The organism is Mesorhizobium sp. P3_A9 (genome assembly GCF_056402975.1).
In genome coordinates, this window is record NZ_JBFUGJ010000001.1 from 76660 (window position 1) to 100317 (window position 23658).

The window sequence follows — 23658 nt, forward strand, 5'->3', positions numbered from 1 at the left end:
CTCTTTGCGGTCGAGAAAGGCTCTAACGGTAAAAGCCTGTTACGAGCAATGCAGAATTGCGGGGGCTGGCCATAAATGCCATGCGCCAAAGCGGGAGGTCCGCCGACTCTGTCACGCCCAGATGGCGACCGGTATGCCAAAACCGTCAGCGCGTGGCGGGTCCGGAAACGGCATGGCCTGGCCGCCGGCGATGCGGCCGGCGATCAGCATCATGACGGCCGCATCGAGGAAATCGTCGGCGGCCGCGCCACGCGGGGGCGGCTGATCGAGGAAGTCCATGTCATAGCCGTGCCGGTACAGCAGCGCCTTGCGCTCCGCCATGCCGGCCGGATTGACGCTGCCCTTGATCTTCTTCGGCAACTGCATCGCCTGATCGCCATTGAGGCGGCAGAAGGCGACCTCCGGATGCGATTCGAAGATGCGGCCACGCAAATCGGGCCGCGCGATCAGCAAGGTGTCGATCTCGCGGATTTTCGAAAAAATGCCGAAGGCCTGGATGGAAACGCTGCGCGGCGGGTCGGATGTGGTTTTGGCCACGTCGCTCGCCCGGCGATGCGCAGCGTACCAGGCTTCGACGGTGGTGAAGTCGCTGGTGTCGGCATAGAGCGCGGCCCGGGACGGGATCGAAAAGACGCTGGACTGGCGTGTGCCGAGCAGTGGCCTGACCAGCGCCTCCGGCCCGCGCCCGCCTTTGCTGGAAAATTCGGGCAGGCCGATTGGCATGTCGACGGCGACAATCGCATTGTCGGGAATTGCCGAAAGCAGCGCTGCGAAGCTGACGAAGACCTCGACCGAAGGCATCGAGCCTGGAGCGCGTCGCACGGCGATCCAGCCGGCCTTGCAGCCGTCGGCGCCGACCAGGACGACTTCCGTCGAGGTCACGCCCGGCGGTCCCGCCCCGGATGCGTGAGGTGGCGCAGCTGCACCATGGCCATCGGGTGCGACAGGCTCTGCGCGTCGGTTTCGAGCTGCAGCTCGTCGCCGCCGCGTTTTGCGGTGCGCGCCAGGATTTCGTAGACCGCCGCCGTGGTCGACTGCAGCGCCTTGATCGGCGGCTGGCCGGAGAGGATGCGGGCAAGGTAGACGGCCGCCGTCAGATCGCCCAGGCCATTCGGCGGCTTGTCGATCAGGCGGTGTTCGGCGAGCAGCGCCTGGGTGCCGTCGAGCAGCAGGTTGCCGGTGCCGCCAATCATCATCGACTGTGCCGAGGTGACCAGCATGGTCGACGGTCCGGCGTGGAGTGCGGCCGAGATCACTGATTTCAAATCGGGCAGCGGCGCGCCAGCCATCCATTCCAGCTCGAAACGGTTGGGGGTGGCGATGTCGGCGATCGGCATCAGCCGGTCGCGCATGGCGACGGCGGTTGTTTCAGGCACGTAGAGGCCGCCGGAATCGCCCATCACCGGATCGCAGATGTAGACGGCATCAGGCGTCCTGGCCTTGACGGCGGCGACCAGCGAGGCGACGGCCTCGGCCTGGCCGGCTTCGCCGAGATAGCCCGACAGCACGGCGCCGACCTCGCCCAGCCATGGCGCGCGCTCGAGATCGGCCATCAGCGCCTTGAACTGGTCGAGCGGCGGCACGATGCGTGTCGCTCGCCCATGGCCGGGATGCCAGGGCAGCGTGACCGTGGGCACGGCCCATACCGGAAAGCCCAGCGTTTCCAGCGCAAACACGGCGGCACGGTTGCCGACCGAACCGCGCACGACATGGCTGGAAATGACGATGACCGCACGCGGCGCGTCGGTTTGCTCGGCGCTCATTGTTCTTTGATTCCTAACTGCCCCGGATGACGTAAAGCACAAGCCAGACCATCAGGCCCAGCGTCAGAAGCAGGCCGAGTGTTCGGCCAATGCGGGTGCCCCAGACTTCGATCGGATCGTCGCGGTCGGCATCGGCCGCGGAGACGTGGTCGCGCACGCCTTTCGTGGTCCGCGCCACAAACGAGGTGCCGGACGGATCCGTCTCGCGCGCAACGCGCTCGAGGATGCGGCGCGATTCGCTCTCGCTGTCGTGGCGTTCCGCCATGATGATGTCCCGTTTCGACCGGACCTTATCGCGTTCGCGCGGCCAATCACAGGGCCTTGCGACAGGGCAATGGATGCCGGGCCTGCTCAAGAGGTAGAGGCCGTTTTCTTGCGCGCTGATTGTGGTAATGCTTCGCATGCAACTTCTACCGAGGAACCCCATCATGCTTGCCCAGCGCCTTGCCAGACCATCGACATTCCGCACGCTGCCCGCCTTCCTGATGATGGCAATCGTGCTGCCGCTGCTTGCCGGCTGCGGCTACAACACGATCCCGACGGCGGAGGAAAACGCCAAGGCGGCCTGGAGCGAGGTGCTGAACCAGTACCAGCGCCGCGCCGATCTCATTCCCAATCTGGTCGAGACGGTCAAAGGCTATGCCTCGCATGAAAAGGACACGCTCGACGCGGTGGTCGAGGCACGCGCCAAGGCGACCCAGATCACGGTGACGCCGGAAACGCTGAAGGATCCCGAAGCCCTCAAGAAGTTCCAGGATGCCCAGGCCGGGCTGACCAGCGCGCTGTCGCGGCTGATCGCGGTGTCGGAGGCTTACCCCGACCTCAAGGCCAACCAGAACTTCCTGGCGCTGCAGGCGCAGCTCGAGGGCACCGAGAACCGCATCGCGGTGGCACGGCGCGACTACATCCAGGCGGTCAGGGACTATAATCTGACGCTGAAGACCTTCCCGTCGGTGCTGTGGGCGACCTTCTGGTTCCGCAGCAACGAGCCCTACGCCAATTTCACCGTCGACGAAGACAAGATGCAGCCGCCGAAGGTCGATTTCGGCACGAAGCAGGGCGGGTGATCGCCGGAGCCAAGCGTCGTGATGTTGCAGGCCGATGAGGGGCGGCACCGCATTCGCGTTCTCGCGTTTGCGCTCCTCATCCTTTTCCTCCCTCTAACCGCCTTCGCCGCCGATCTCCCGGCGCTCACGGGCCGTGTCGTCGACAATGCCGGTATCATTGATGCCGCGACCGAGGCGGCGCTGACGCAAAAGCTTGCCGACTTCGAGGCAAAGGGTTCCGACCAGATCGTCGTCGCCACGATTCCCAGCCTAGACGGCGAGGAGATCGAACCCTATGCCACCCGGCTGTTCCGCTTATGGAAACTCGGCCAAGCCAAGGAGAACAACGGCGTGCTGTTGCTGGTGGCGCTGAACGATCGCAAGATGCGCATCGAGGTCGGCTCTGGTCTGGAAGGCACGCTCACCAATCTGCAGAGCAAGCGGATCATCGAAAACGACATGGTGCCGGCTTTCCGCGCCGGCGATTTCTCCGGCGGCATTTCCAAAGCCGTTGACGACATTGTCATGGTGCTGGGAGGCAGCGGGTGACGACATGACCGCCTCCATCATCAGCCCCTCCCGGCACAGCCGTTTCGTGACCCTGACAGGCGCTGCCTTGTTGGCCATGGCGGTCTTGCTCGTCGGCTTCACAGCCTTCGCCGCGGACCTGCCGGCGCTCACGGGCCGCGTCGTCGACAATGCCGGCATCATCGATGCCGGCACCAAAGCGGCGCTGACGCAAAAACTCGCCGACTTCGAGACCAAGGGCTCGGACCAGATCGTCGTCGCCACCATCCCCAGCCTCGACGGCGAGGAGATCGAGCCCTACGCCAACCGGCTGTTCCGCTTCTGGAAACTCGGCCAGGCCAAGGAGAACAACGGCGTTTTGCTGCTGGTCGCGCCGAACGACCGCAAGATGCGCATCGAGGTCGGCTACGGGCTGGAAGGTACGCTGACCGACCTGCACACCAAGCTGATCATCGAAAACGATATGGTGCCGGCCTTCCGCGCCGGCGACTTCTCCGGCGGTATCTCGAAGGCCGTCGACGACATGGTCATGGTGCTGGAAGGCAATCCTGAGGAATTGGTGGCGCGCGGCGAGCGCAACCAGAAAGCACCGTTCAATACCGACAATCTGTTCTTTGCGGTGTTCATCGGTATCTGGGCGATCATCTTTTTCGGTAGCATGGCAGCCTCCATCCTGCCGCCGATCTTCGGCCAGAAGCTCGGGCCTGGACGCTATCGCTGGCTCGGCATGACCTTCGAGCCTGGCCGGCGCTCCTCAAGTGGCGGCTGGTCTTCTGGCAGTTCCGGCGGTGGCTGGTCTTCGGGCGGCGGTGGCGGTGGGTTTTCCGGCGGCGGCGGTTCGTCCGGCGGTGGCGGCTCCTCGGGAAGCTGGTGACGGCATGACGGCACGCAGCAACAGCCTGTCGAGGCCCGGCCATTTCACCCCGGCGATCCATGCTCTCCTGGCCGCGCTGGCGCTGCTTTCGTCCTGCTTCGCTGTTTTCGCCGCCGAGTTGCCGGCACTGACCGGCCGCGTCGTCGACAATGCCGGCATCATCGATGCCGCGACCAAGGCGGCGCTGACGCAAAAACTCGCGGATTTCGAGACGAAGGGCTCCGACCAGATCGTCGTGGCCACCATCCCCAGCCTCGATGGCGAGGAGATCGAACCCTACGCCAACCGGCTGTTCCGTTTCTGGAAACTCGGCCAGGCCAAGGAGAACAACGGCGTTTTGCTGCTGGTCGCGCCGAACGACCGCAAGATGCGCATCGAGGTCGGCTACGGGCTGGAAGGCACGCTGACCGACCTGCACACCAAGCTGATCATCGAAAACGACATGGTGCCGGCGTTCCGCGCCGGCGATTTCTCCGGCGGCATCTCGAAGGCCGTCGACGACATGGTCATGGTGCTGCAAGGCAATCCCGAAGAGCTGGAAGCGCGCGGCAAGCGCAATCCCGCCGACAGCAGCACCCCCATCGACCCGATCGTCGCGGTGTTCCTGATCCTGTGGGGCACGATGTTCTTCGGCGGCATCGCGATGGCGTTCCTGCCGCCGATGTTCGGCACCAAGCTTTCGCCGGGCGTGTATAGATGGCTGGGCATGACGTTTCGTTACGGTCGGGGGCCCAGCGGTTCGTCTGGCAGCAGCGGCTGGACAACGGGTTCGTCGGGCGGCGGCTGGTCGTCGGGAAGCTCCAGTAGTGGCTGGTCGTCCGGGTCAAGCAGCAGCGGCGGTGGGTTTTCGGGCGGCGGCGGCTCGTCCGGTGGTGGCGGTTCTTCAGGAAGCTGGTGAGACAATGGCAACACGACCGATCAGCCCGCAGGATCATGAGCGCATCGCCGATGCGATCCGCACCGCTGAAACCAGGACCGATGGCGAGATCTACTGCGTCGTCGCGCATGCCAGCGATGGCTATTTCGCCCCCGCCGCCTTGATGGCGACGCTTGGCATGCTGGTCGTCAGTCTCGCCGTTGCCTACGGGCTGGAGGCTTGGTGGCTCACCATCCGCCTGCCGCATTTCGTCATCGCCCAATTGCTGGCGCTGGCTTGCGTGCTGGCCCTGTTGTGGGCGTTGCCCGGCCTGCGCATCCATATGGTGCCGCGGCGCCTGCGCTATCAGGCGGCGCACGCCAATGCGATCAAGCAGTTCCTTGCCCGCAACGTCCACCGCACCACGGCGCGCACCGGCGTGCTGGTGTTCGTCTCGATCACTGAGCGCTACGCCGAGGTGGTCGCCGATTCGGGCATCGACGCCAAGGTCGGCCAGCATGTCTGGGACGGTGTGGTGCGCGATCTCACGGCGCACGCCGGCGACGACCGGCTTGCCGACGGCTTCGTCAAGGCGATCGAGCAGGTGGGGGCGGTGCTGGCCGAGCATTTCCCGGTTACCTCGGGCGATGCCAACGAGTTGGACGACCATCTGGTCGAAATCTGAAAAGCCTGCCTGCAAACGCTGCTCAGCCGGGCGCCTGACGCGGCTTTCTGCGCTTCCGATGCTCACGGACCCAAAAGTCCGCTGCGCTTCGGTTCTCGAAAGCCACGCCATCGGCCTCGGCTGAGCGCGTTTTCAGGCAGGCTTTCGCACGATGTCAGCAGTGTCATGATCGGCTGTGAGAAAGCGGTCGGCGAGCCGCCCGGACTCTTGCAATCGGGCGATGCGGGTTTATGGTTAACAAATCATGAATACGCTGACGATCGACATCCGAAAAGCCGACCCGCGCGACGCTGGCGCCATCGCCGAGGTGCACCTGGAAGCCTGGCGCGGCGCCTATTCCGGCATCATTCCGCACCGCACGCTGACATCGATGATCAACCGTCGCGGCGCCGATTGGTGGGCGAATGCGATTCGCCGCGCCGCCACCGTTCTGGTCGTCGAAATCGGCGGCACCATCGCCGGCTATGCGACGATCGGCAAGAACCGTGCCCGGGAGCTCAAGCAGCAAGGCGAGATCTACGAATTGTACCTGCGCCCGGAGTATCAAGGCATCGGTCTCGGCCGTCGCCTGTTTTCGGCAGCCAGGGCGCGCCTCGCCGACCATGGCCTGAAGGGCATGGTGGTCTGGGCACTGGAAGACAATCAGAATGCGCTGGCCTTCTATGAGGGTGCCGGCGGCCGCGATGTCGCCGAGGGTGTCGAGATCTTCGAGCAGAAAGCGCTGAAGAAGGTCGCCTTCGTCTGGGAATGACAGCTTGGGGATGATCGCGGAAGCCAAAGCCGATACGCCGTGCGTATCCCAGTGAAATCACGACGCTGAAACATCTTGTGCCGATGATTGAACGCGTCGGATGGCATCGCGTCTCGCCTGACGTCTTCGAATACGATTCGCCGCATTGCGCCATTCTGCGCCGCCCGCTATCTCCTCCCCAACCGAGAGAGGGACAAAACCATGCGCATCGAAGCCATAGCCATCGGAAAGAATCCGCCTGAGGACATCAACGTCATCATCGAAGTGCCGATCGGCGGCGAGCCGATCAAGTACGAGATGGACAAGGAGGCCGGCACGCTGTTTGTCGACCGCTTCCTGCACACCTCGATGCGTTATCCCGGCAATTACGGCTTCGTGCCGCACACGCTGTCAGGTGACGGCGATCCGATCGACGTGCTGGTCTGCAACACGCGCGCGCTGGTGCCGGGCTGCGTCATCAATGTCAGGCCGATCGGCGTGCTGGTGATGGAAGACAATGCCGGCCAGGACGAAAAGGTCATCGCGGTTCCGTCGCCGAAGCTGACGCTGCGCTACGAAAACGTCACCGAATACACGCATCTGCCTGAAATCACGCGCCAGCAGGTGCAGCACTTCTTCGAGCACTACAAGGATCTCGAGCCCGGCAAATGGGTCAAGATCGAAGGCTGGCACGATTCCAAATATGCCAAGAAGATGATCGTCGACGCGATCGCACGGGCGAAGGCGAGCAAGTAGCGCTCAATTATCGACCCGGCCGAAAGGCGGCACATTGCCGATGACGGTGTGCCGGTCCTTGCCGCAGGCGAAGGTTCGCGCCTTCTCGTCGGCAAGTTTTCGCGCCTGGTCGTTGGCTTGCGGGTTGCCGGTGGCCAGGACAAGGCCGACCGTGCAGCTTTCTCGCGCATCCATCTGGCCGACCTTGGCGACAAGCAGCACGTCGGTCGATTTGTTCGCGTCCTCGCCATTGCTGATTGAGCGGCGGTGGATGACCGCGAAGGGCACGGCCTTGTCGCCTGTGGTTTCAATGCGCCATTCGACCTTGGTTCCGGACGAATTGAAGCCTGAAAAACTCTCCCACGCCGACGTCATGTCGCCACCGGGCGGAAACCCGTAGAACAGCGATTCACGGGCGTCGTCATAGGCGATCAGCACCGGATAACCGCGATAGCCCGAGCAGGCTAGCTCGGCCCAGTCACCGTCGCCTTCCTCGGCCTGCGCGTAGGTCACGCAATCCTTCTTCGAGTCGAGATCGGTGTAGGCGCTGGATATGTCGCCGGCGTGCGCCACCTGGCAGAGACCGGCGAGGGCAAGCGGGATCAGAATGGCACGCATGACGGACACCTCCGGTTCGGGCCGGAGCAGCGTACCGCCAATTGCTATTTCTTCAAACTCGCTTCGATCAGCAGATCGGCGTTGCGGGCCACCGACTGCGCCGGTCCGCCGAGGCCGAACAACTGGCCGCTGATATAGGCGCCTTCGATGAGGAGCAGCAGCCCGTCACCCAGCGTGTCTGCGTCTTCCGCCCCCATCGCGGCGGCCATGGCGCGCAGCCGGCGGCGCAATTCCTGCTTGTTGGCCTCGCTGACGACGCGGGCCGGATGGCTGTGTTCGGGATACTCGACCGCTGCATTGGTCATGCCGCAGCCGCGATAGTCGGCCACTTGCGTGCGCTTGCCGATGCGGGTCAGGAAAGCCTTGATCTGCGTGCGCGGGTCGCCGGGATGGGCTTCCACCGCCTCGTCGAAACGCTCCCAGTATTCAAGATCGTATTGCCGGAGATAGGAAGCGGCCAATTCGTCCTTGGAGGGAAAGCTTCGATAGAGGCTGGGTTTGGTGACGCCGGCGCGCTTGACGATCTCGTCGACGCCGATCGCCCTGATGCCGCGCCGGTAGAACAGGTCATAGGCGACATCGAGGATCTTCTTGGCGGCCTTGGGTGGCGCCGATGCATGACCTTCGCTGATGGTTAGTTCAATATTTTTGTCCGTTGGCATCATGTGACTCGATTGACGTGTACCGATCGGTACGTGTACACGTTCCCATCTTGCAACGTACCGGTCAGTAACATGATAGCTCAGTCCCGTCCCTTTGGCCAGCGCTACGCGTTCGTCGTGGTCGGCGTCATCTTCCTTTGCCTGCTGGTCGCGGCCGGGCTGCGCTCCGCACCCTCGGTCATGATGCTGCCGCTCGAAAACAGCTTCGGCTGGCGGCGCGACATCGTCTCGCTGGCCGCCGGCGTCGGCATCCTGCTCTATGGTCTGACCGGTCCATTCGCCGCCGCGCTGATGGAAAGGATCGGGCTGCGCCGCACGCTGCTTGCCTCGCTGGTGATCATGTCGGGCTCGACGGCGCTCAGCCTGCTGATGACCAAGCCCTGGCATCTCTTCATCACCTGGGGTGTGTTTTCCGGCATCGGCTCCGGCGCGGTCGCCAGCGTGCTTGGCGCCACCATCGTCAATCGCTGGTTCAAGACCAATCGCGGTCTCGTCATGGGGCTGATGTCGGCCTCCAGTGCGTCGGGCATGCTGGTGTTCCTGCCTCTGATCGCTGCTTTGGCGCAATCGGGCGGCTGGCAGCCGGTTGTCATTGCGGTCGCGATCGCCACTGCAGCCATGATACCGCTGGTCTGGCTGCTGGTGCCGGAGCGGCCGGCCTCGATTGGTATGGTGCGTTATGGCGCCGAGGCCGATGACGTGCCGCCGACATCGCCGGCATCGCAAGGCAATTTCCTCGCCCACACGCTCAACACGCTGCGCCGCGCCGCCGGCACAAGGGTGTTCTGGTATCTGTTCGCCACCTTCTTCGTTTGCGGCTTCACCACCAATGGGCTGGTCGGCACGCATCTGATCGCCTTCTGCGGCGATATGGGCATCGGCGAGGTGCAGGCCGCCGGCCTGTTGTCGATGATGGGCATTTTCGACCTGATCGGCACGACATTGTCGGGCTGGCTCACCGACCGTTTCGATCCGCGCAAGCTGCTCGGCGTTTATTACGCCATCCGCGGCCTGTCGCTGATCTACCTGCCCTATTCCGGCTTCTCGGCGACCAGCCTGATCATCTTCGCCGTGCTCTACGGCCTCGACTGGATCGCCACCGTGCCGCCGACACTGCGGCTCGCCAATGAAGCATTCGGCGACCGCAGCGGCCCGATCGTGTTCGGCTGGATCGTTGCCGGCCATCAGGTGGGTGCGGCCACGGCTGCTGCCTTCGGCGGCACCATGCGCGAGCTGCAGGGCAATTACGAACTGGCCTTCCTGATTGCAGGCATGACGGCGATCGCCGCGGCCTGTATCTCGCTGCTGATCAACACCAGCCGGCCGGCCTTCGATCCGGAACCGCAGGCGGCTTGAGGCGCATCAATATTCAGGTGAGGCCGGCCTGCAAACGGCGGCTTCCCTGCGCTTCCGGTGCTCACGTACGAAAAGTACGCTCCGCTCCGGTTCTCGGAAGTCACCGTTTTCGACTCGGCCTGACCTGAATCTCAACGCGCCTCAGCGTGTAAGCACAGGCGCGAGGCGTCTCAATCCGGGTAGCAGACCATCGGAATGTTCGGCCACACGGCGCTGTCGCAGTTGGCGCTGGCTTGTCTCTGCTTGAAGGCGGTACTGACCGGTCCCGTAACCATCGGGTCAACGCCATCAGGCGCATCGGCATAGGCCTGTTCGGCGGTCTGGGTGTCGGCCTGCCCAACAGCGCGCGCGCCCTTCTGCGTCGCGGCAGCCGACTGCGCAGCGTTGGCCGCCAGCAGTAAGGCAAAGGCCACGGATGCGATGAGTGGCCAAAATCGGTTGAGTTTGTCGGTCATGATGGTCGAACTGCCCGGGCCCTCAAAGGTTCCCGCCTTGGTTAACAAAATCATCTCACACGCAGATGCTTAAGATTTGATGAGTATTTGGTGTCGCGCGTCCTCTTTCGCAACTGCGAAAAACCCTGTATGAGCCGCGCAACCGAAAGAGGCAGCGCCTTTTGGCCTGCTGCCTGCAACGCTTCCGAGACCAGAACATGAAAATTCGTAATATCGCGATCATCGCGCACGTCGACCATGGAAAAACCACCCTCGTCGACCAATTGCTGCGGCAATCCGGCTCCTTCCGCGACAATCAGCGCGTCGCCGAACGCGCCATGGATTCCAACGACCTCGAAAAGGAACGCGGCATCACCATCCTGGCCAAGGCGACCTCGGTCGACTGGAAGGACACGCGCATCAACATCGTCGACACGCCCGGCCACGCCGATTTCGGCGGCGAAGTCGAGCGCATCCTGTCGATGGTGGATTCGGCCATCGTGCTGGTCGACGCCGCCGAAGGGCCGATGCCGCAGACCAAGTTCGTCGTCGGCAAGGCGCTCAAGGTCGGCCTGAAGCCGATCGTCGTCATCAACAAGATCGACCGTCCGGACGCCCGCCATGTCGAGGTGGTCAACGAAGTGTTCGACCTGTTCGCAGCGCTCGACGCCACCGATGACCAGCTCGATTTCCCGATTCTCTACGGCTCGGGCCGCGATGGCTGGGTCTCCGAGAACCCGGAGGGCCCGAAGGATCAGGGCCTGGCGCCGCTGTTCGACCTCGTCATCAAGCATGTGCCGGAGCCGACCGTTCATCCCGGCCCGTTCCGCATGATCGGCACCATCCTGGAAGCCAACCCGTTCCTTGGCCGCATCATCACCGGCCGCATCGAGAGCGGCACGCTGAAGTCGAATCAGGCGGTCAAGGTGCTGCACCATGACGGCACCCAGATCGAAACCGGCCGCATTTCCAAGATACTTGCCTTCCGTGGCCTCGAGCGCCAGCCGATCGAGGAAGCCCAGGCGGGCGACATCGTCGCCATTGCCGGCCTGTCCAAGGGCACAGTCGCCGATACGTTCTGCGACATGGCGGTGACCGAGGCGCTGCATGCGCAGCCGATCGATCCGCCGACCGTGACCATGTCCTTCCTCGTCAACGATTCACCGCTCGCCGGCACCGAAGGCGACAAGGTGACCAGCCGCGTCATCCGCGACCGCCTGTTGCGCGAAGCCGAAGGCAATGTCGCGCTGAAGATCGAGGAATCGCCCGACAAGGATTCGTTCTTCGTCTCCGGCCGCGGCGAATTGCAGCTGGCCGTGCTGATCGAGACGATGCGCCGCGAAGGTTTTGAAATCGCCGTGTCGCGTCCGCGCGTCGTCATGCAGAAGGGCGAGAACGGCGAATTGCTGGAGCCGGTTGAGGAAGTCGTCATCGACGTCGACGAGGAGCATGCCGGCATCGTCGTGCAGAAGATGTCGGAGCGTAAGGCCGAGATGGTGGAACTGCGCCCCTCCGGCGGCAACCGCCAGCGCATCGTCTTCCACGCGCCGACACGCGGCCTGATCGGCTACCAGTCGGAACTGTTGACCGACACTCGCGGCACCGCCGTGATGAACCGGTTGTTCCACGCCTATGAACCGTACAAGGGCGAATTGCCGGGCCGCACCAATGGCGTGCTGATTTCCAACGAACAGGGCGAGGCTGTGGCCTACGCCATGTGGAACCTGGAAGACCGCGGCCCGATGGTCATCGATCCGGGCGTCAAGGTCTATCAGGGCATGATCATCGGCATCCACTCCCGCGACAACGACCTTGAGGTCAATGTCCTCAAGGGGAAAAAACTGACCAACATCCGTGCCGCCGGCAAGGACGAGGCGGTCAAGCTCACCCCGCCGATCCGCATGACGCTGGAACGCGCGCTGGCCTGGATCCAGGACGACGAGCTGGTCGAGGTGACGCCCAAGACCATCCGTCTGCGCAAGCTCTATCTCGACCCGAACGAGCGCAAGCGTTTCGAGAAGTCGGCCAAGGTGGTCGGCGCGGCGTAAATTTTCTGACTTCTGATTGTGTATGAGAGGGGCGGAGCATTTGATGCTTCGCCCCTCTCTCGTTCACCCGCCGGCCGCGCATATGATGGCTTGGTGATCCGGCTCGCCAGCCAGATCGATGCGGATCGTTGTTCTGGTGCGGGCCGGCTTGCGCAAGGCTTTGGCTCCTTCCGGATCGACGGCCAGCAGGTGCCGCTCCTCCAGCGCCTGAAGCCGCGACCGCGAAATGCCGAGTTCATTGGCAAGCAAGCGGTCGAGCCGGAGTGATGTCGGCATTTCCAGTCCAAGCTGGAGTTCCAGAACCGCCGCGCTTTCCCTGGCGCCGAGCAACCGCTTATGCACGGAGACATCGGCAAACTCCTCGACCCGCCCCACCTGGTTGCGCAAGGCGACGATGTCGAAGGCGTGGCGCCGCGCCAGTCCCGGATCATTGCTTTCGAGCGCCTGCAGCAGCGCCGGCTCGATGTCGCGGCGGTTGCAGCGTTCGAAAATGCCGAGATTCCAGGAATTGTCACAGTCGACGCAGCGATAGATGAGCCAGACGTCGATGCGCTTGCCGTTGGCGTTGACGCGGAATTTTCCGCTGCAGCGATAGGCCTTCACGCCGCCGCAGCGATTGCAGTTGATCAGGGGTTGAGGTGCGATTGCAGGCGTGATCGCCCAGTGGATACGCAGAATAGAAGACATGCCGGTAAGCCCTTCCCGTCGGGAAGTTCATCAGGTCGGCACTATCGAGATGCCCGTGCAGGCGCGGCGTGGCGGTAGGCTGCGGAGATTGTGACGTCAGGTGTCGCTGGCGGAAAGCGCGCGACAGCGGTTCAGCAGTGCCAAACCGGTCTCGAACCGCCGCCCAGAAGAACACATGAACATGAAACAGGCACCACGAATGCGGCGCCATGCAAGTGTGTCGGGGGAGTTGACGAGACCGGCGGTTACTGGGGCAAAGTGAAGCTCGAAATTGTTTCGCGGCGGGTCTTCTAGCCGCGAGATGCAGTGTCTGCAAGGGGACTTCGCAAGCCCTGGGTTCCTCACCCCACGGGAGTGGGGGAGAGGTGGCTCGGCGAAGCCGAGACGGAGAGGGGGAAGGCTCGGTGTTCACAAGAATTCGGAGCAGACTCACCAGCGCCGCAGCCCCCTCTCCGACCGCTTCGCGGCCACCTCTCCCCCGCTTTGCGGGGGCGAGGCACCCAAGCCTTGGTGTGTCAGCGCCAATGGTCCGTATCTGGTTGCCTTTGCCAGAGCCGCAGCTGTCGAGTATTTGTGGTTGATCGAGCCCTGACGCAGAGACCCCCGCCATGCACCTCACCTCGCTGCTGATCTTCGCCGCCGCCTTGTTCGTCGCCGCCGGCTCGCCTGGTCCATCGATCGCCGCACTCGTCGCCCGTGTCATCTCGAAGGGCTTTCGCGACGTGTTTCCGTTCCTGCTCGCCATGTGGATCGGCGAGGGCATCTGGCTGTCGCTGGCGGTGTTCGGCCTGGCTGTGGTGGCGCAGACTTTTCACTTCGCCTTTGTTGTCGTGAAATGGGTGGGTGTCGCCTATCTCGCATACCTCGCCTGGAAGATGTGGACGGCGCCTGTCGACGCGAAGGAAGGCGAGATGCCGCGCGAAGATTCGGCGATCAAGCTGTTTTTCGCCGGCATGGCCGTGACGCTCGGCAATCCCAAGATCATGATGTTCTATCTGGCGCTGCTGCCGACCATCATCGACCTCGCCTCGGTCAGCATCGTCGGCTGGGTCGAGCTGACGGCGACCATGGCCGTGGTGCTGATCGCCATCGATCTCGCCTGGGTGCTCGCCGCCTCGCAGGCGCGCAAGCTGTTGAAGAGCAAGCGCGCCATGAAGATCGCCAACCGGATCAGCGCCACGACGATGGCGGGTGCTGCGGCGGCGATCGCGGCACGATCCTGAGGCGAAGCGTCAGCCCATCATATTGATGATCGGCGCGATCTCGACGTTGCAGTTTGGCATGGCCAGCATCGGGCAGCCTTTGGCCTTCTCCGCGGCATCGTCGATATCCCTGGCTTCGATGATCGAGTAGCCGCCGGTCGGGTTGCTGCCGCCATTGTTTTCTATCTTGCCACCGGGCAGGACGGTCTTCGACATGCCGACCGGATTGCCCGGGTCGACAACAGCCGAGCCCAGTTGTCCAAACCAGCCGGTCCAGGCGTCCGTCATCGCCTTTCGCTCGGCATCGCTCGTCGGCATCTTGCCGGAGCCGTGATAGACGTAGAGAAACTGCGCCATGTTCTCCTCCCTTGATGAGCGGCATTGAACCGGCATGCGGTCATGCCGCGCACCGATCATCGGACCAAACTGGCGGAGAAGCAACGAGAATGCGCGACTGCTAATATATGGTGCGTCGAGCGGTAGCTGCGATCCGCTACCTTGCCATGGCGTGGTATTCGTCGTTCGGCCGCATATCGATTGCCGCCGCCACCCGGTTCGACATGTTGAAGAAGGCTGCGGCCGAGGCGATGTCCCAGATGTCGCGGTCGGTAAAGCCGGCTTGACGCAGGGCGGCCCTATCAGCTTCAACAATCCTGGCGGGCTCCTCGGTCAGCTTGACGGCGAATTCGAGCATTGCGGTCTGTTTCGGTGACAGATCGGCGGCGCGGAGATTCATAACCATCATCTCGCCGAGGGCCGGATCGCCGGACAGTTGGCGCACCGCCGCGCCATGCGCGGTCAGGCAGTAGTAGCAATGGTTGATCGAGGAAACAGTGACCGCGATCATCTCGCGTTCCAGCTTCGACAGGCCTGATTCACCCAGCATCAAATCATTGTACATGTCGGTGAAGGCGCGCAGCTTCTTGTCGTCGAAGGCGTAGGCCTTGAGCACGTTGGGAACCAGGCCAAGCTTCTCCTCGCATTTGGCGAAATAGGCCTTTGTTGCGTCACTCAGCTCTCCTGAGGCCAGATTGAGCGCGGTGATTTTGCCGGTCATGGGTCGTTTCTCCTCTTTGGGCGGTGGCTTGTCGTCGAATTCCGATAATTCTTGGCAAGCCGTCAAACCTTTGTCGCCAAACAGCGGTCATCTGCTACGATAGTCGTAAAAGCATTCGACGGGAGGGAATAGCGTCATGGCCAGCGTGAAATCCGCAGCTAAGCCGAAGAAAAAAGCCACAGCAGCATCAAAAGCGGAGGAAAGGCCAGCCAGGCTTGCTGACTACCTGCTCGCCCGTGCGCCGGCGGAAGACATCGCCACCTATGAAGCGGCCGACCTCGAACGCGCCGCCGAACTCGCCGGCCGGGCGGTCGCCGCCCACAAGAAGGGCGCGTGCGTCGTTGCCGTCGAGACCGATTCGGGCGTTGTCCGCGAGGGCCGGCCGGTCACGGTCATCACCGTCGTCAACGACAACATGCCGTTCCTGTTCGATTCCATCCTCGGCGAGATCACCGAGACATCAGGCGAACCGACCCTGGTCACCCACCCGGTCATCACCGTTCGCCATGGCAAACGCGGTGTCGAGGAAATCCTCGGCGACGGCAATTTCGCCAAGGACGACAGCAATCACGACCGGCTGAGCGTCATCCACGTCCATATTCCGCGGCTGACGGCGGAGGCGGCGAACGGCTTGACCGAGCGGTTGCGCAAGATGCTCGGCCAGGTGCACGCCGCCGTCCACGACTGGAAGCCGATGCTGGCCCGGCTCGACCAGGCGATCTCGGAGTTCCGCTATTCGGCGGTGCCGCTCGACAAGAACAGCGTTGCCGAGGCGATCGCCTTCCTGGAATGGCTGCGCGACGACAATTTCACTTTCCTCGGCATGCGCGAGTTCAAATACTCCGGCGGCGAGGAAAGCGGTAATCTGGAGCGCGCCGACAAGCCCGGCCTTGGCATCCTCAGCGACCCCGACGTGCTGGTGCTGCGGCGCGGTACCGAAGCGGTGACGACAACGCCCGAAATCCGCGCCTTCCTGCATGGGCCGGAGCCGCTGATCGTCACCAAGGCCAACGCCAAGTCTTCCGTGCACCGCCGCATCTATCTCGATTACATCGGCGTCAAGACCTACACCCCTAAGGGTGCGCTTGCGGGCGAATTGCGCATGGTCGGCCTGTTCACCTCGACCGCCTACACGCGTTCGGTGATGAAGATCCCGTATCTGCGGTCAAAGGCCGAAACCATCATCGCCAAATCCGGCTTCGACCGGCACGATCATTCCGGCAAGGCGCTGATCAACGTGCTGGAGAGCTATCCGCGCGACGAACTTTTTCAGGTGCCGGTGCCGATCCTGCGCAAGCACGCCGCGGCCATTCTCGGCCTGGTCGAACGTCCGCGGGTGCGGGCTCTGGTGCGCGCCGACCAGTTCGACCGTTTCGTCTCGATCCTCGTCTTCGTGCCGCGCGACCGTTACGACAGCGTCGTGCGCGAGAAGATCGGCGCCTATCTGAAAACCGTGTTCGAGGGCCGGCTGTCGGCCTATTACCCGGCCTTCCCTGAAGGCGGGCTGGCGCGCGTGCATTTTATCATCGGCCGCTCCGGCGGCAAGACGCCGAAGGTCGAGCAGATGACGATCGAGGCGGCGATCCGCGACATCGTGCGGACCTGGGAAGATGCCCTTGCCGACGCGGCGGACGCCGGTGGCGGCGATCAGGCGCTAAAGGCGATTGCCGCAAGGCTGCCGGAAAGCTACCGCGACTCGTTCAGCGCCGCGGTGGCGCTGACTGACGCCGGGCGCATCGCCAAAATCAGCGCGGCCAATCCGATCGCCATCGACTATTATCGCCATGCCGAGCAGAAGCCGCATCAGGCGGCGCTGAAGATCTATCATCATGGCTCACCGGTGGCGCTGTCGCGGCGTGTGCCGGTGCTGGAAAACATCGGCTTCCGCGTCATCAGCGAGCGCACCTTCGAGGTCGGCGACGAGCAGTCCGGCTTGGTCTTCATCCACGACATGGAACTGGAGAACAGTTACGGCAAACCGATCGACCTTAGCGATGGCGGCGCACTGTTCGAGGACGCGTTCCTGTCGGTCTGGCGCGGCGACGTCGACAATGACGGCTATAACGGCCTTGCCCAGACGGCTGGCCTGTGGTCGGGCGAGATCACCATCCTGCGCGCCTATGGCCGCTATCTGCAGCAGGTCGGCATTCCGCAAAGCCAGGATTTCATCGCCGCGGCGCTCAACCGCTATCCTGACATCGCGCGCGGCCTGCATGCGCTGTTCATCGCAAGGCTTGGGCCGACGGCCGAGGGCGAAGGCGTGGTGGCGGCAAAGCATCTCAAGGCCAAGATAAGGGATGCGCTGGAGGATGTGCCCAATATCGATGACGACACCATCATCCGCCGCTACCTCAATCTGATCGAGGCCTCGCTGCGTACCAATCATTTCGTTGCCGATACGAAAGCGAAAGGCCAGTCGCTGGCGATCAAGCTCGAATCGCAGGCGGTCGAAGGGCTGCCGGCGCCGCGACCGTGGCGCGAGATTTTCGTCTACGGTTCTGAAGTCGAGGGCCTGCATCTGCGCTTCGGCCCGGTGGCGCGCGGCGGCCTGCGCTGGTCGGACCGGGCCCAGGACTACCGCACCGAGGTGCTTGGCCTGGTCAAGGCGCAGCAGGTCAAGAACGCCGTCATCGTTCCGGTCGGCGCCAAGGGCGGCTTCTTCCCCAAGCGCCTGCCGGCGGGCGGCAGCCGCGACGCGATCTTCGAGGCCGGCACCTCGGCCTACAAGAACTTCGTCTCCAGCCTGTTGTCGATCACCGACAATATCGGCCTGGACGGCGTTATCCCGCCGGCCGGCGTGGTGCGCCGGGACCAGGACGATCCCTATTTCGTCGTCGCCGCCGACAAGGGTACGGCGACCTTCTCCGATACCGCCAACGCCATCTCCGAGAAGCATGGCTTCTGGCTCGACGACGCCTTCGCCAGCGGCGGCTCGGCCGGCTACGACCACAAGAAGATGGGCATCACCGCCAAGGGCGCCTGGGAAGCGGTCAAACGGCATTTCCGCGAGATCAACCGCGACATCCAGACCTCGCCCTTCACCGTCGTCGGTGTCGGCGACATGTCGGGCGACGTGTTCGGCAACGGCATGCTGTTGTCGCCGCAGACCAGGCTGATCGCCGCCTTCGACCATCGCGACATCTTCATCGATCCCGATCCGGATCTGGCGGCCTCGATGGCCGAGCGCGAGCGCATGTTCGCTCTCGCCCGTTCGAGCTGGCAGGACTATGACAAGTCGAAGCTGTCGGAAGGCGGCGTCATCGTCTCGCGCAGCCAGAAGTCGATCACCTTGCCTGCCGCGGCAGCGGCGGCAATCGGCCTTGCCAAGACCACCGCGACGCCGGCCGAGATCATGACCGCCATCCTCAAGGCGCCGGTCGACCTGTTGTGGTTCGGCGGCATCGGCACGTATCTGCGGGCATCGACCGAAACCAACGCCGAGGTCGGCGACCGCGCCAATGATGCCATCCGCATCACAGCGCTCGACGTGCGCGCCAAGGTGATTGGCGAGGGCGCCAATCTCGGCGTCACGCAGCGGGCGCGTATCGAATTCGGGCTGGCCGGCGGCCGCAACAATTCCGACGCCATCGACAATTCGGGCGGCGTCAATTGCTCCGACGTCGAGGTCAACATCAAGATCGCGCTGGCGTCGGCGATGCGCAAGGGGTCGCTGACGCGTCCGGCCCGCAACAAGCTGCTGGCCGAGATGACCGACGAGGTCGGCGGGCTGGTGCTGTCCAACAATTACGAACAGACGCTGGCGCTTTCGATCGCCCGCAAGCGCGGCCTTGCCGACATCGCGCATCAGAGCCGTTTCATGACGGCGCTGGAAGCGCGCGGCCTGCTCGACCGTGTGGTCGAGACGCTGCCGTCACCGTCCGCACTCGCTGAGCGCGAGGCGCGTGGCGAGCCGCTGACCCGGGCCGAACTCGGCGTGCTGCTCGCCTATGCCAAGATCGTGCTGTTTTCCGACATCGTCGCCAGCGACGTGCCGGACGATGCGCATTTCGACCGCGACCTGATGGGCTATTTCCCGGACCGGATGGCGAAGAAATACGCCGCCGAAATCCACGGCCACAGGCTGCGCCGCGAGATCATTGCCCGCGTCATCGCCAATGATCTGGTCAATCGCGGCGGCCCGTCCTTCGTCAACCGGCTGCAGGAAGCCACGGGGCGCACCGCCGCCGACGTGGTGCGCACCTTCGCCGTGGTGCGTGACGGCTTTGCGCTGCCGGCGCTCTACCGCGAGATCGACGCGCTCGACAACCAGATCGACGGCCAGGTGCAGCTCGATCTCTACCAGATGGTGAGCCGGCTGATCTACGTGACCAGCGGCTGGTATCTGAAGAACGACGCCGGCACGGCCCCACTCGGCCAGCGCATCGCCGAACTGCAGGACGCCCGCAAGGCGCTCGAGCCGAAGCTCGCTTCGCTGCTGCCGGCCTTCTCGCGCGAGCGGATCGAGGAGAAGCGGCACGGGCTGTTCAAGGCCGGCGCGCCCGAAAAACTCGCCGAGCAGCTGGCGCTGAGCGAGGTGGCGGAATTGATCCCCGACATCGCGCTGACCGCGCGGATGGCAAATGCCGAGATCGTCGCCGCGGCCAAGGCGTTCTTCGCCGTCAGCGATGCCTTCCGCATCCCGCGTGTCGAGGACGCGGCACGCTCGATAACGCCATCGGATTATTATGACCAGCTGGCACTGTCGCGGGCGACCGACACGATCGGCGCGGCGCGGCGCGGCATCGCGGTGGCGGCACTCACCGGCCATGCCAAGACGGCGGACCCGGTGGCAGCCTGGCTGGAAGCCGGCGGTGAGAGGGTGGCACGCATCCGCGAGCGGCTGCAGGCGCTGACCGAAGGCGGCGACATCACCGTGTCGCGGCTGTCGGTGGCGTCCGGGCTGATGAGCGATCTGACGGGGATGTGAGGCTCGAACGCTTGGGTTCCTCGCCCCCGCCAGAGCGGGGGAGAGGTGGCCGCGAAGCGGTCGGAGAGGGGGCTTCGTAGGGTGAAGACCTTTCTTCAGGATAGGACGGCGCATTCCCCCTCTCCGTCTCGGCTTCGCCGAGCCACCTCTCCCCCACTCCCGTGGGGGCGAGGAACCCAAGAGCAATGAACGGCGGCGCGATGCTTGTCATTTGCATGCGTATCGGAAACATGCAGACATGGCGCCCGATGCGGGGGCGGGCGGGGGAATCATCATGGCGGTAGAAACAGTGCAGCGTGCGTCCGGGCGCGGCATCTGGGGATGGATGTTCTTCGACTGGGCGGCGCAGCCGTTCTTTACGGTCGTCACCACCTTCATCTTCGGTCCCTATTTCGTTTCGCGCATGGCGAGCGATCCCAACACCGGCCAGGCCGTCTGGGGTTATGGTATTGCCGCGGCCGGGTTGGTCATCGCGATACTGTCGCCGATCCTCGGCTCGATCGCCGACCAGACCGGGCCGCGCAAGCCGTGGATCGCCTTCTTTGCCGCGATCAAGATCTGCAGTCTCATCCTGCTGTGGTTCGCCGCCCCGGGCTCGAACCTGTTCCTGGTCGTGGCGCTGTTCTCGCTGGCCTCGGTGGCGGCGGAATTCTCCACCGTGTTCAACGATTCCATGATGCCGCGGCTGGTGCCGAAGAGCGAGATCGGCCGCATCTCCAACACGGCTTGGGGCCTCGGCTATCTCGGTGGCATGATCGCGCTGATCTTCGTCGTCACCTGTCTCGCGGGCTCACCGGAGACCGGCAAGACGATCATCGGCATCGACCCGCTGTTCGGGCTCGACCCGAAGCTCGGCGAGGATGCGCGCGCCACCGGGCCGCTGTCTGCCGGCTGGTACTTCCTGTTCATCCTGCCGATGTTCTTCTTCACCCCGGACGCCATCAAGGGCATTCCGATCGGGCCGGCGGTGCGCGAGGGCCTGTCGGAATTGAAATCGACACTGGCGGAGGTGCGCAAACGCGGCGGCATCTTCCGCTTCCTGGTTGCCCGCATGATCTACCAGGACGGCGTCAACGCGCTGCTGGCGCTCGGCGGCACCTTCGCGGCCGGCATGTTCCACTGGTCGATCACCGAGATCGGCATGTTCGGCATCATCCTCAACGTCGTTGCCATCTTCGGCTGCTGGATCGCGGCCCGGCTCGACACCGCGCTTGGCTCCAAGGCAGTGGTGATGATTTCGCTTGTCTTGCTGTCGATCGCCACCGTCGGCGTCGTTTCGACCGGCCCGGGCTTCACGCTGCTCGGCCTGATCCAGCTCTCGACCACCGACTCGGGCGGCCTGTTCGGCACGGCGGCCGAGAAGGCCTACATCATGTATGGGCTGCTGATCGGGCTCGCTTTCGGCCCCGTGCAGGCGTCGTCGCGCTCCTACATGGCGCGCAGCGTCACGGCGGCGGAATCGGGCCGCTATTTCGGCATCTACGCACTGGCCGGACGCGCGACCAGCTTCCTGGCGCCGTTCATGGTGGCGACCATCACCGCGCTCAGCGATTCGGCGCGGCTCGGCATGGCGGTGATTATCCTGTTCTTGGCGATCGGCATGGCGATTTTGGTTCGCACTCCGTATCCGGCGGACCAGCCGGTGGAGTAGCGCTTCTTCCCTTCCCCCCTTGTGGGGGAAGGTGTCGCCGAAGGCGACGGATGAGGGGTGTTCCAGGGAACACCAACGCCTCACTCCGCTGGAACACCCCTCAACCGTCTCGGCGCTGCGCGCCGATCCACCTTCTCCCACAGGGGGAGAAGGAAGGAGCCTAATGCCTGAAGTGCCTAACCCCCGTAAACACCATGGCGATGCCATGTTCATCGGCAGCGGCGATGACGTCCTTGTCGTTCATCGAGCCGCCGGGCTGGATCACGGCGGTGGCGCCGGCTGCGACTGCGGCAAGCAGGCCATCGGCGAAGGGGAAGAAGGCGTCGGAGGCGACCACCGAGCCCTTGGTCAGCGGCTCAGCCATGCCGGCCGCTTCTGCGGCATCGAGCGCCTTGCGGGCGGCGATGCGGGAGGAATCGACCCGGCTCATCTGGCCGGCGCCGATGCCGACGGTGGCGCCGTCCTTGACATAGACGATGGCATTCGACTTGACGTGCTTGGCGACGCGGAAGGCGAATTTGAGATCGGCCATTTCGGCCGGTGTCGGCGCCCGCTTGGTCACCACCTTCAGCTCGAGATCGTCGACCACGGCATTGTCGCGGCCCTGGACGAGCATGCCGCCGGCGACGGATTTGACCGTCGTGCCGGGCGAGCGCGGATCCGGCAGGCCACCGGTGACCAGCAGACGCAGGTTCTTCTTCGCCGCAACGATTGCCGCCGCCTCGTCGGTCGCGTCGGGCGCGATGATGACCTCGGTGAAGGTTTTCACGATCTCCTGCGCTGCTTCCGCGTCGAGGGTGCGATTCACAGCGACGATGCCGCCGAAGGCTGACACCGGGTCGCAGGCCAGCGCCTTGGCGTAGGCAGCCTTGAGCGAGGTGCCCTCGGCGACGCCGCACGGGTTGGCGTGCTTGATGATGGCGACAGCGGCGGAGCGGGCAGGATCGAACTCGCCGGCCAGTTCGAAGGCGGCGTCGGTGTCGTTGATGTTGTTGTAGGACAGCTGCTTGCCCTGCAGCTGGCGCGCGGTGGCGACGCCCGGCCGCTTGTCGCCATTGACGTAGAAGCCGGCGCTCTGGTGCGGGTTCTCGCCGTAGCGCATCACCTCGGTCAGCCTGCCGCCGAAGGCGCGCCAGGTCGGATGCTCGATCTCAAGCGCCTCGGCGAACCAGCCGGAAATCGCCGCGTCGTAGCTGGCGGTGCGGGCAAAGGCCTTGGCCGCCAGCTTCTTGCGGAAATCCAGCGACAGCGAGCCGATGTTCATTTCCAGCGCGTTCAGCACCGAGGCATAGTCGCTTGGGTCGGTGACGATGGCGACATAGGCGTGGTTCTTGGCCGAGGCGCGGATCATCGCCGGGCCGCCAATGTCGATGTTCTCGACGATCGCGGCATAGTCGGCGCCGGAGCGACGGACTTCCTCGAACGGATAGAGATTGGAGACGAGGAGATCGATCGGCTCGATATGGTGTTTGCGCATCGCCGCGGCGTGTTCGGGGTCGTCTCGCACGCCGAGCAGCGCGCCGTGCACGGACGGATGCAGCGTCTTGACGCGGCCATCCATGATCTCGGGAAAGCCGGTGAGCTCGGAGACGTCGCGTACCGCCAGCCCTGCCTCGGCGATCGCCTTGGCGGTGCCGCCGGTCGAGACCAGTTCGACACCGGCCGCGGCCAATGCCCTGGCGAAGTCGATGAGGCCGGTCTTGTCGAAAACGGAGAGCAAGGCACGGCGGACGGGAACGAGATCCGGGGCGGGAATGTTCTTGGCGGCGACGGCCATGGGCTGGCGGCCTTTCACGGCT

At 64.2% G+C, this 23658-nt stretch carries 21 protein-coding genes and 1 pseudogene; 12 read left to right on the forward strand and 10 right to left on the reverse strand.

Annotated features, from left to right (window positions below; all coding sequences use genetic code 11):
* Positions 1 to 111 precede the first annotated feature (111 nt).
* Genes AC1DX0_RS00380 through AC1DX0_RS00390 form a run of 3 tightly spaced genes read right to left on the reverse strand, consistent with a single transcriptional unit; the run spans position 112 to position 2028 of the window.
* On the reverse strand, positions 112 to 882 hold the full coding sequence (locus AC1DX0_RS00380; protein WP_477221581.1) for a DUF429 domain-containing protein: 771 nt from the start codon (positions 880 to 882) through the stop codon (positions 112 to 114).
* Positions 879 to 1763 (reverse strand): pyridoxal kinase PdxY, encoded by an 885-nt coding sequence (pdxY, locus tag AC1DX0_RS00385; RefSeq protein ID WP_477221582.1) that lies wholly within the window; start codon positions 1761 to 1763, stop codon positions 879 to 881. Before pdxY ends, AC1DX0_RS00380 begins: the two co-directional genes overlap by 4 nt.
* Before the next feature lie 13 nt (positions 1764 to 1776).
* A complete protein-coding gene (locus tag AC1DX0_RS00390) occupies positions 1777 to 2028 on the reverse strand; it encodes a hypothetical protein (RefSeq protein ID WP_475456011.1) in 252 nt (83 codons plus the stop codon).
* A gap of 163 nt (positions 2029 to 2191) precedes the next feature.
* On the opposite strand from AC1DX0_RS00390, the gene AC1DX0_RS00395 reads away from it, so the two are divergent.
* The 7 genes and pseudogenes from AC1DX0_RS00395 (at position 2192) to ppa (ending at position 7238) form a co-directional block, all read left to right on the forward strand.
* Positions 2192 to 2830 (forward strand): LemA family protein, encoded by a 639-nt coding sequence (locus AC1DX0_RS00395; RefSeq protein ID WP_172222459.1) that lies wholly within the window; start codon positions 2192 to 2194, stop codon positions 2828 to 2830.
* A 21-nt stretch (positions 2831 to 2851) separates the two neighbouring features.
* Positions 2852 to 3352, forward strand: a pseudogene (locus AC1DX0_RS00400) (TPM domain-containing protein); the annotation flags it as partial.
* 10 nt (positions 3353 to 3362) lie between these two features.
* A complete protein-coding gene (locus tag AC1DX0_RS00405; protein WP_477221583.1) occupies positions 3363 to 4211 on the forward strand; it encodes a TPM domain-containing protein in 849 nt (282 codons plus the stop codon).
* Positions 4212 to 4215: 4 nt separating this feature from the next.
* Positions 4216 to 5109 (forward strand): TPM domain-containing protein, encoded by an 894-nt coding sequence (locus AC1DX0_RS00410; protein WP_477221584.1) that lies wholly within the window; start codon positions 4216 to 4218, stop codon positions 5107 to 5109.
* A 4-nt stretch (positions 5110 to 5113) separates the two neighbouring features.
* Entirely contained in the window at positions 5114 to 5752 is a 639-nt protein-coding gene (locus AC1DX0_RS00415; RefSeq protein ID WP_477221585.1) for a TPM domain-containing protein, read from the forward strand.
* A gap of 244 nt (positions 5753 to 5996) precedes the next feature.
* A complete protein-coding gene (locus AC1DX0_RS00420; protein ID WP_477221586.1) occupies positions 5997 to 6503 on the forward strand; it encodes an N-acetyltransferase family protein in 507 nt (168 codons plus the stop codon).
* Between the two features lie 201 nt (positions 6504 to 6704).
* Positions 6705 to 7238, forward strand: a complete 534-nt coding sequence (gene ppa / locus AC1DX0_RS00425; protein WP_172222467.1) for an inorganic diphosphatase — start codon at positions 6705 to 6707, stop codon at positions 7236 to 7238.
* Between the two features lie 3 nt (positions 7239 to 7241).
* On the opposite strand, the gene AC1DX0_RS00430 is transcribed toward ppa, so the two are convergent.
* Positions 7242 to 7835: a hypothetical protein gene (locus tag AC1DX0_RS00430; protein WP_477221587.1), complete on the reverse strand. Its 594-nt coding sequence runs from the start codon at positions 7833 to 7835 to the stop codon at positions 7242 to 7244.
* A 44-nt stretch (positions 7836 to 7879) separates the two neighbouring features.
* Complete coding sequence (locus AC1DX0_RS00435; protein ID WP_477221588.1) at positions 7880 to 8497, reverse strand: TetR/AcrR family transcriptional regulator; 618 nt, start codon at positions 8495 to 8497, stop codon at positions 7880 to 7882.
* A gap of 72 nt (positions 8498 to 8569) precedes the next feature.
* On the opposite strand from AC1DX0_RS00435, the gene AC1DX0_RS00440 reads away from it, so the two are divergent.
* Positions 8570 to 9853: an MFS transporter gene (locus AC1DX0_RS00440; protein ID WP_477221589.1), complete on the forward strand. Its 1284-nt coding sequence runs from the start codon at positions 8570 to 8572 to the stop codon at positions 9851 to 9853.
* 170 nt (positions 9854 to 10023) lie between these two features.
* On the opposite strand, the gene AC1DX0_RS00445 is transcribed toward AC1DX0_RS00440, so the two are convergent.
* The gene (locus AC1DX0_RS00445; protein WP_477221590.1) at positions 10024 to 10308 is read right to left on the reverse strand and encodes a hypothetical protein; all 285 of its coding nucleotides are present in this window, start codon (positions 10306 to 10308) and stop codon (positions 10024 to 10026) included.
* Positions 10309 to 10505: 197 nt separating this feature from the next.
* Between AC1DX0_RS00445 and typA the strand changes: the two genes are divergently transcribed.
* Positions 10506 to 12335, forward strand: a complete 1830-nt coding sequence (gene typA / locus AC1DX0_RS00450; protein ID WP_172222479.1) for a translational GTPase TypA — start codon at positions 10506 to 10508, stop codon at positions 12333 to 12335.
* A 63-nt stretch (positions 12336 to 12398) separates the two neighbouring features.
* On the opposite strand, the gene AC1DX0_RS00455 is transcribed toward typA, so the two are convergent.
* Positions 12399 to 13022, reverse strand: coding sequence for a DUF1062 domain-containing protein (locus AC1DX0_RS00455; protein WP_477221591.1), 624 nt, complete (start codon positions 13020 to 13022; stop codon positions 12399 to 12401).
* A 608-nt stretch (positions 13023 to 13630) separates the two neighbouring features.
* Between AC1DX0_RS00455 and AC1DX0_RS00460 the strand changes: the two genes are divergently transcribed.
* Positions 13631 to 14245: a LysE family translocator gene (locus tag AC1DX0_RS00460; protein ID WP_027060444.1), complete on the forward strand. Its 615-nt coding sequence runs from the start codon at positions 13631 to 13633 to the stop codon at positions 14243 to 14245.
* Positions 14246 to 14254: 9 nt separating this feature from the next.
* On the opposite strand, the gene AC1DX0_RS00465 is transcribed toward AC1DX0_RS00460, so the two are convergent.
* A complete protein-coding gene (locus AC1DX0_RS00465; RefSeq protein WP_477221592.1) occupies positions 14255 to 14581 on the reverse strand; it encodes a YciI family protein in 327 nt (108 codons plus the stop codon).
* 136 nt (positions 14582 to 14717) lie between these two features.
* Complete coding sequence (locus tag AC1DX0_RS00470; protein WP_477221593.1) at positions 14718 to 15281, reverse strand: peroxidase-related enzyme; 564 nt, start codon at positions 15279 to 15281, stop codon at positions 14718 to 14720.
* Between the two features lie 136 nt (positions 15282 to 15417).
* Between AC1DX0_RS00470 and AC1DX0_RS00475 the strand changes: the two genes are divergently transcribed.
* Together AC1DX0_RS00475 and AC1DX0_RS00480 are read left to right on the forward strand one after the other, a co-directional pair.
* Positions 15418 to 20208 carry an NAD-glutamate dehydrogenase gene (locus tag AC1DX0_RS00475; RefSeq protein ID WP_477221594.1) on the forward strand — a complete coding sequence of 1597 codons (4791 nt, stop codon included), beginning with the start codon at positions 15418 to 15420 and terminating at the stop codon, positions 20206 to 20208.
* 274 nt (positions 20209 to 20482) lie between these two features.
* Positions 20483 to 21859: an MFS transporter gene (locus AC1DX0_RS00480; RefSeq protein WP_477221595.1), complete on the forward strand. Its 1377-nt coding sequence runs from the start codon at positions 20483 to 20485 to the stop codon at positions 21857 to 21859.
* Between the two features lie 160 nt (positions 21860 to 22019).
* Here AC1DX0_RS00480 and purH read toward each other — a convergent pair whose 3' ends face one another.
* Positions 22020 to 23636: a bifunctional phosphoribosylaminoimidazolecarboxamide formyltransferase/IMP cyclohydrolase gene (gene purH, locus AC1DX0_RS00485; protein ID WP_477221596.1), complete on the reverse strand. Its 1617-nt coding sequence runs from the start codon at positions 23634 to 23636 to the stop codon at positions 22020 to 22022.
* Positions 23637 to 23658: the final 22 nt, after the last annotated feature.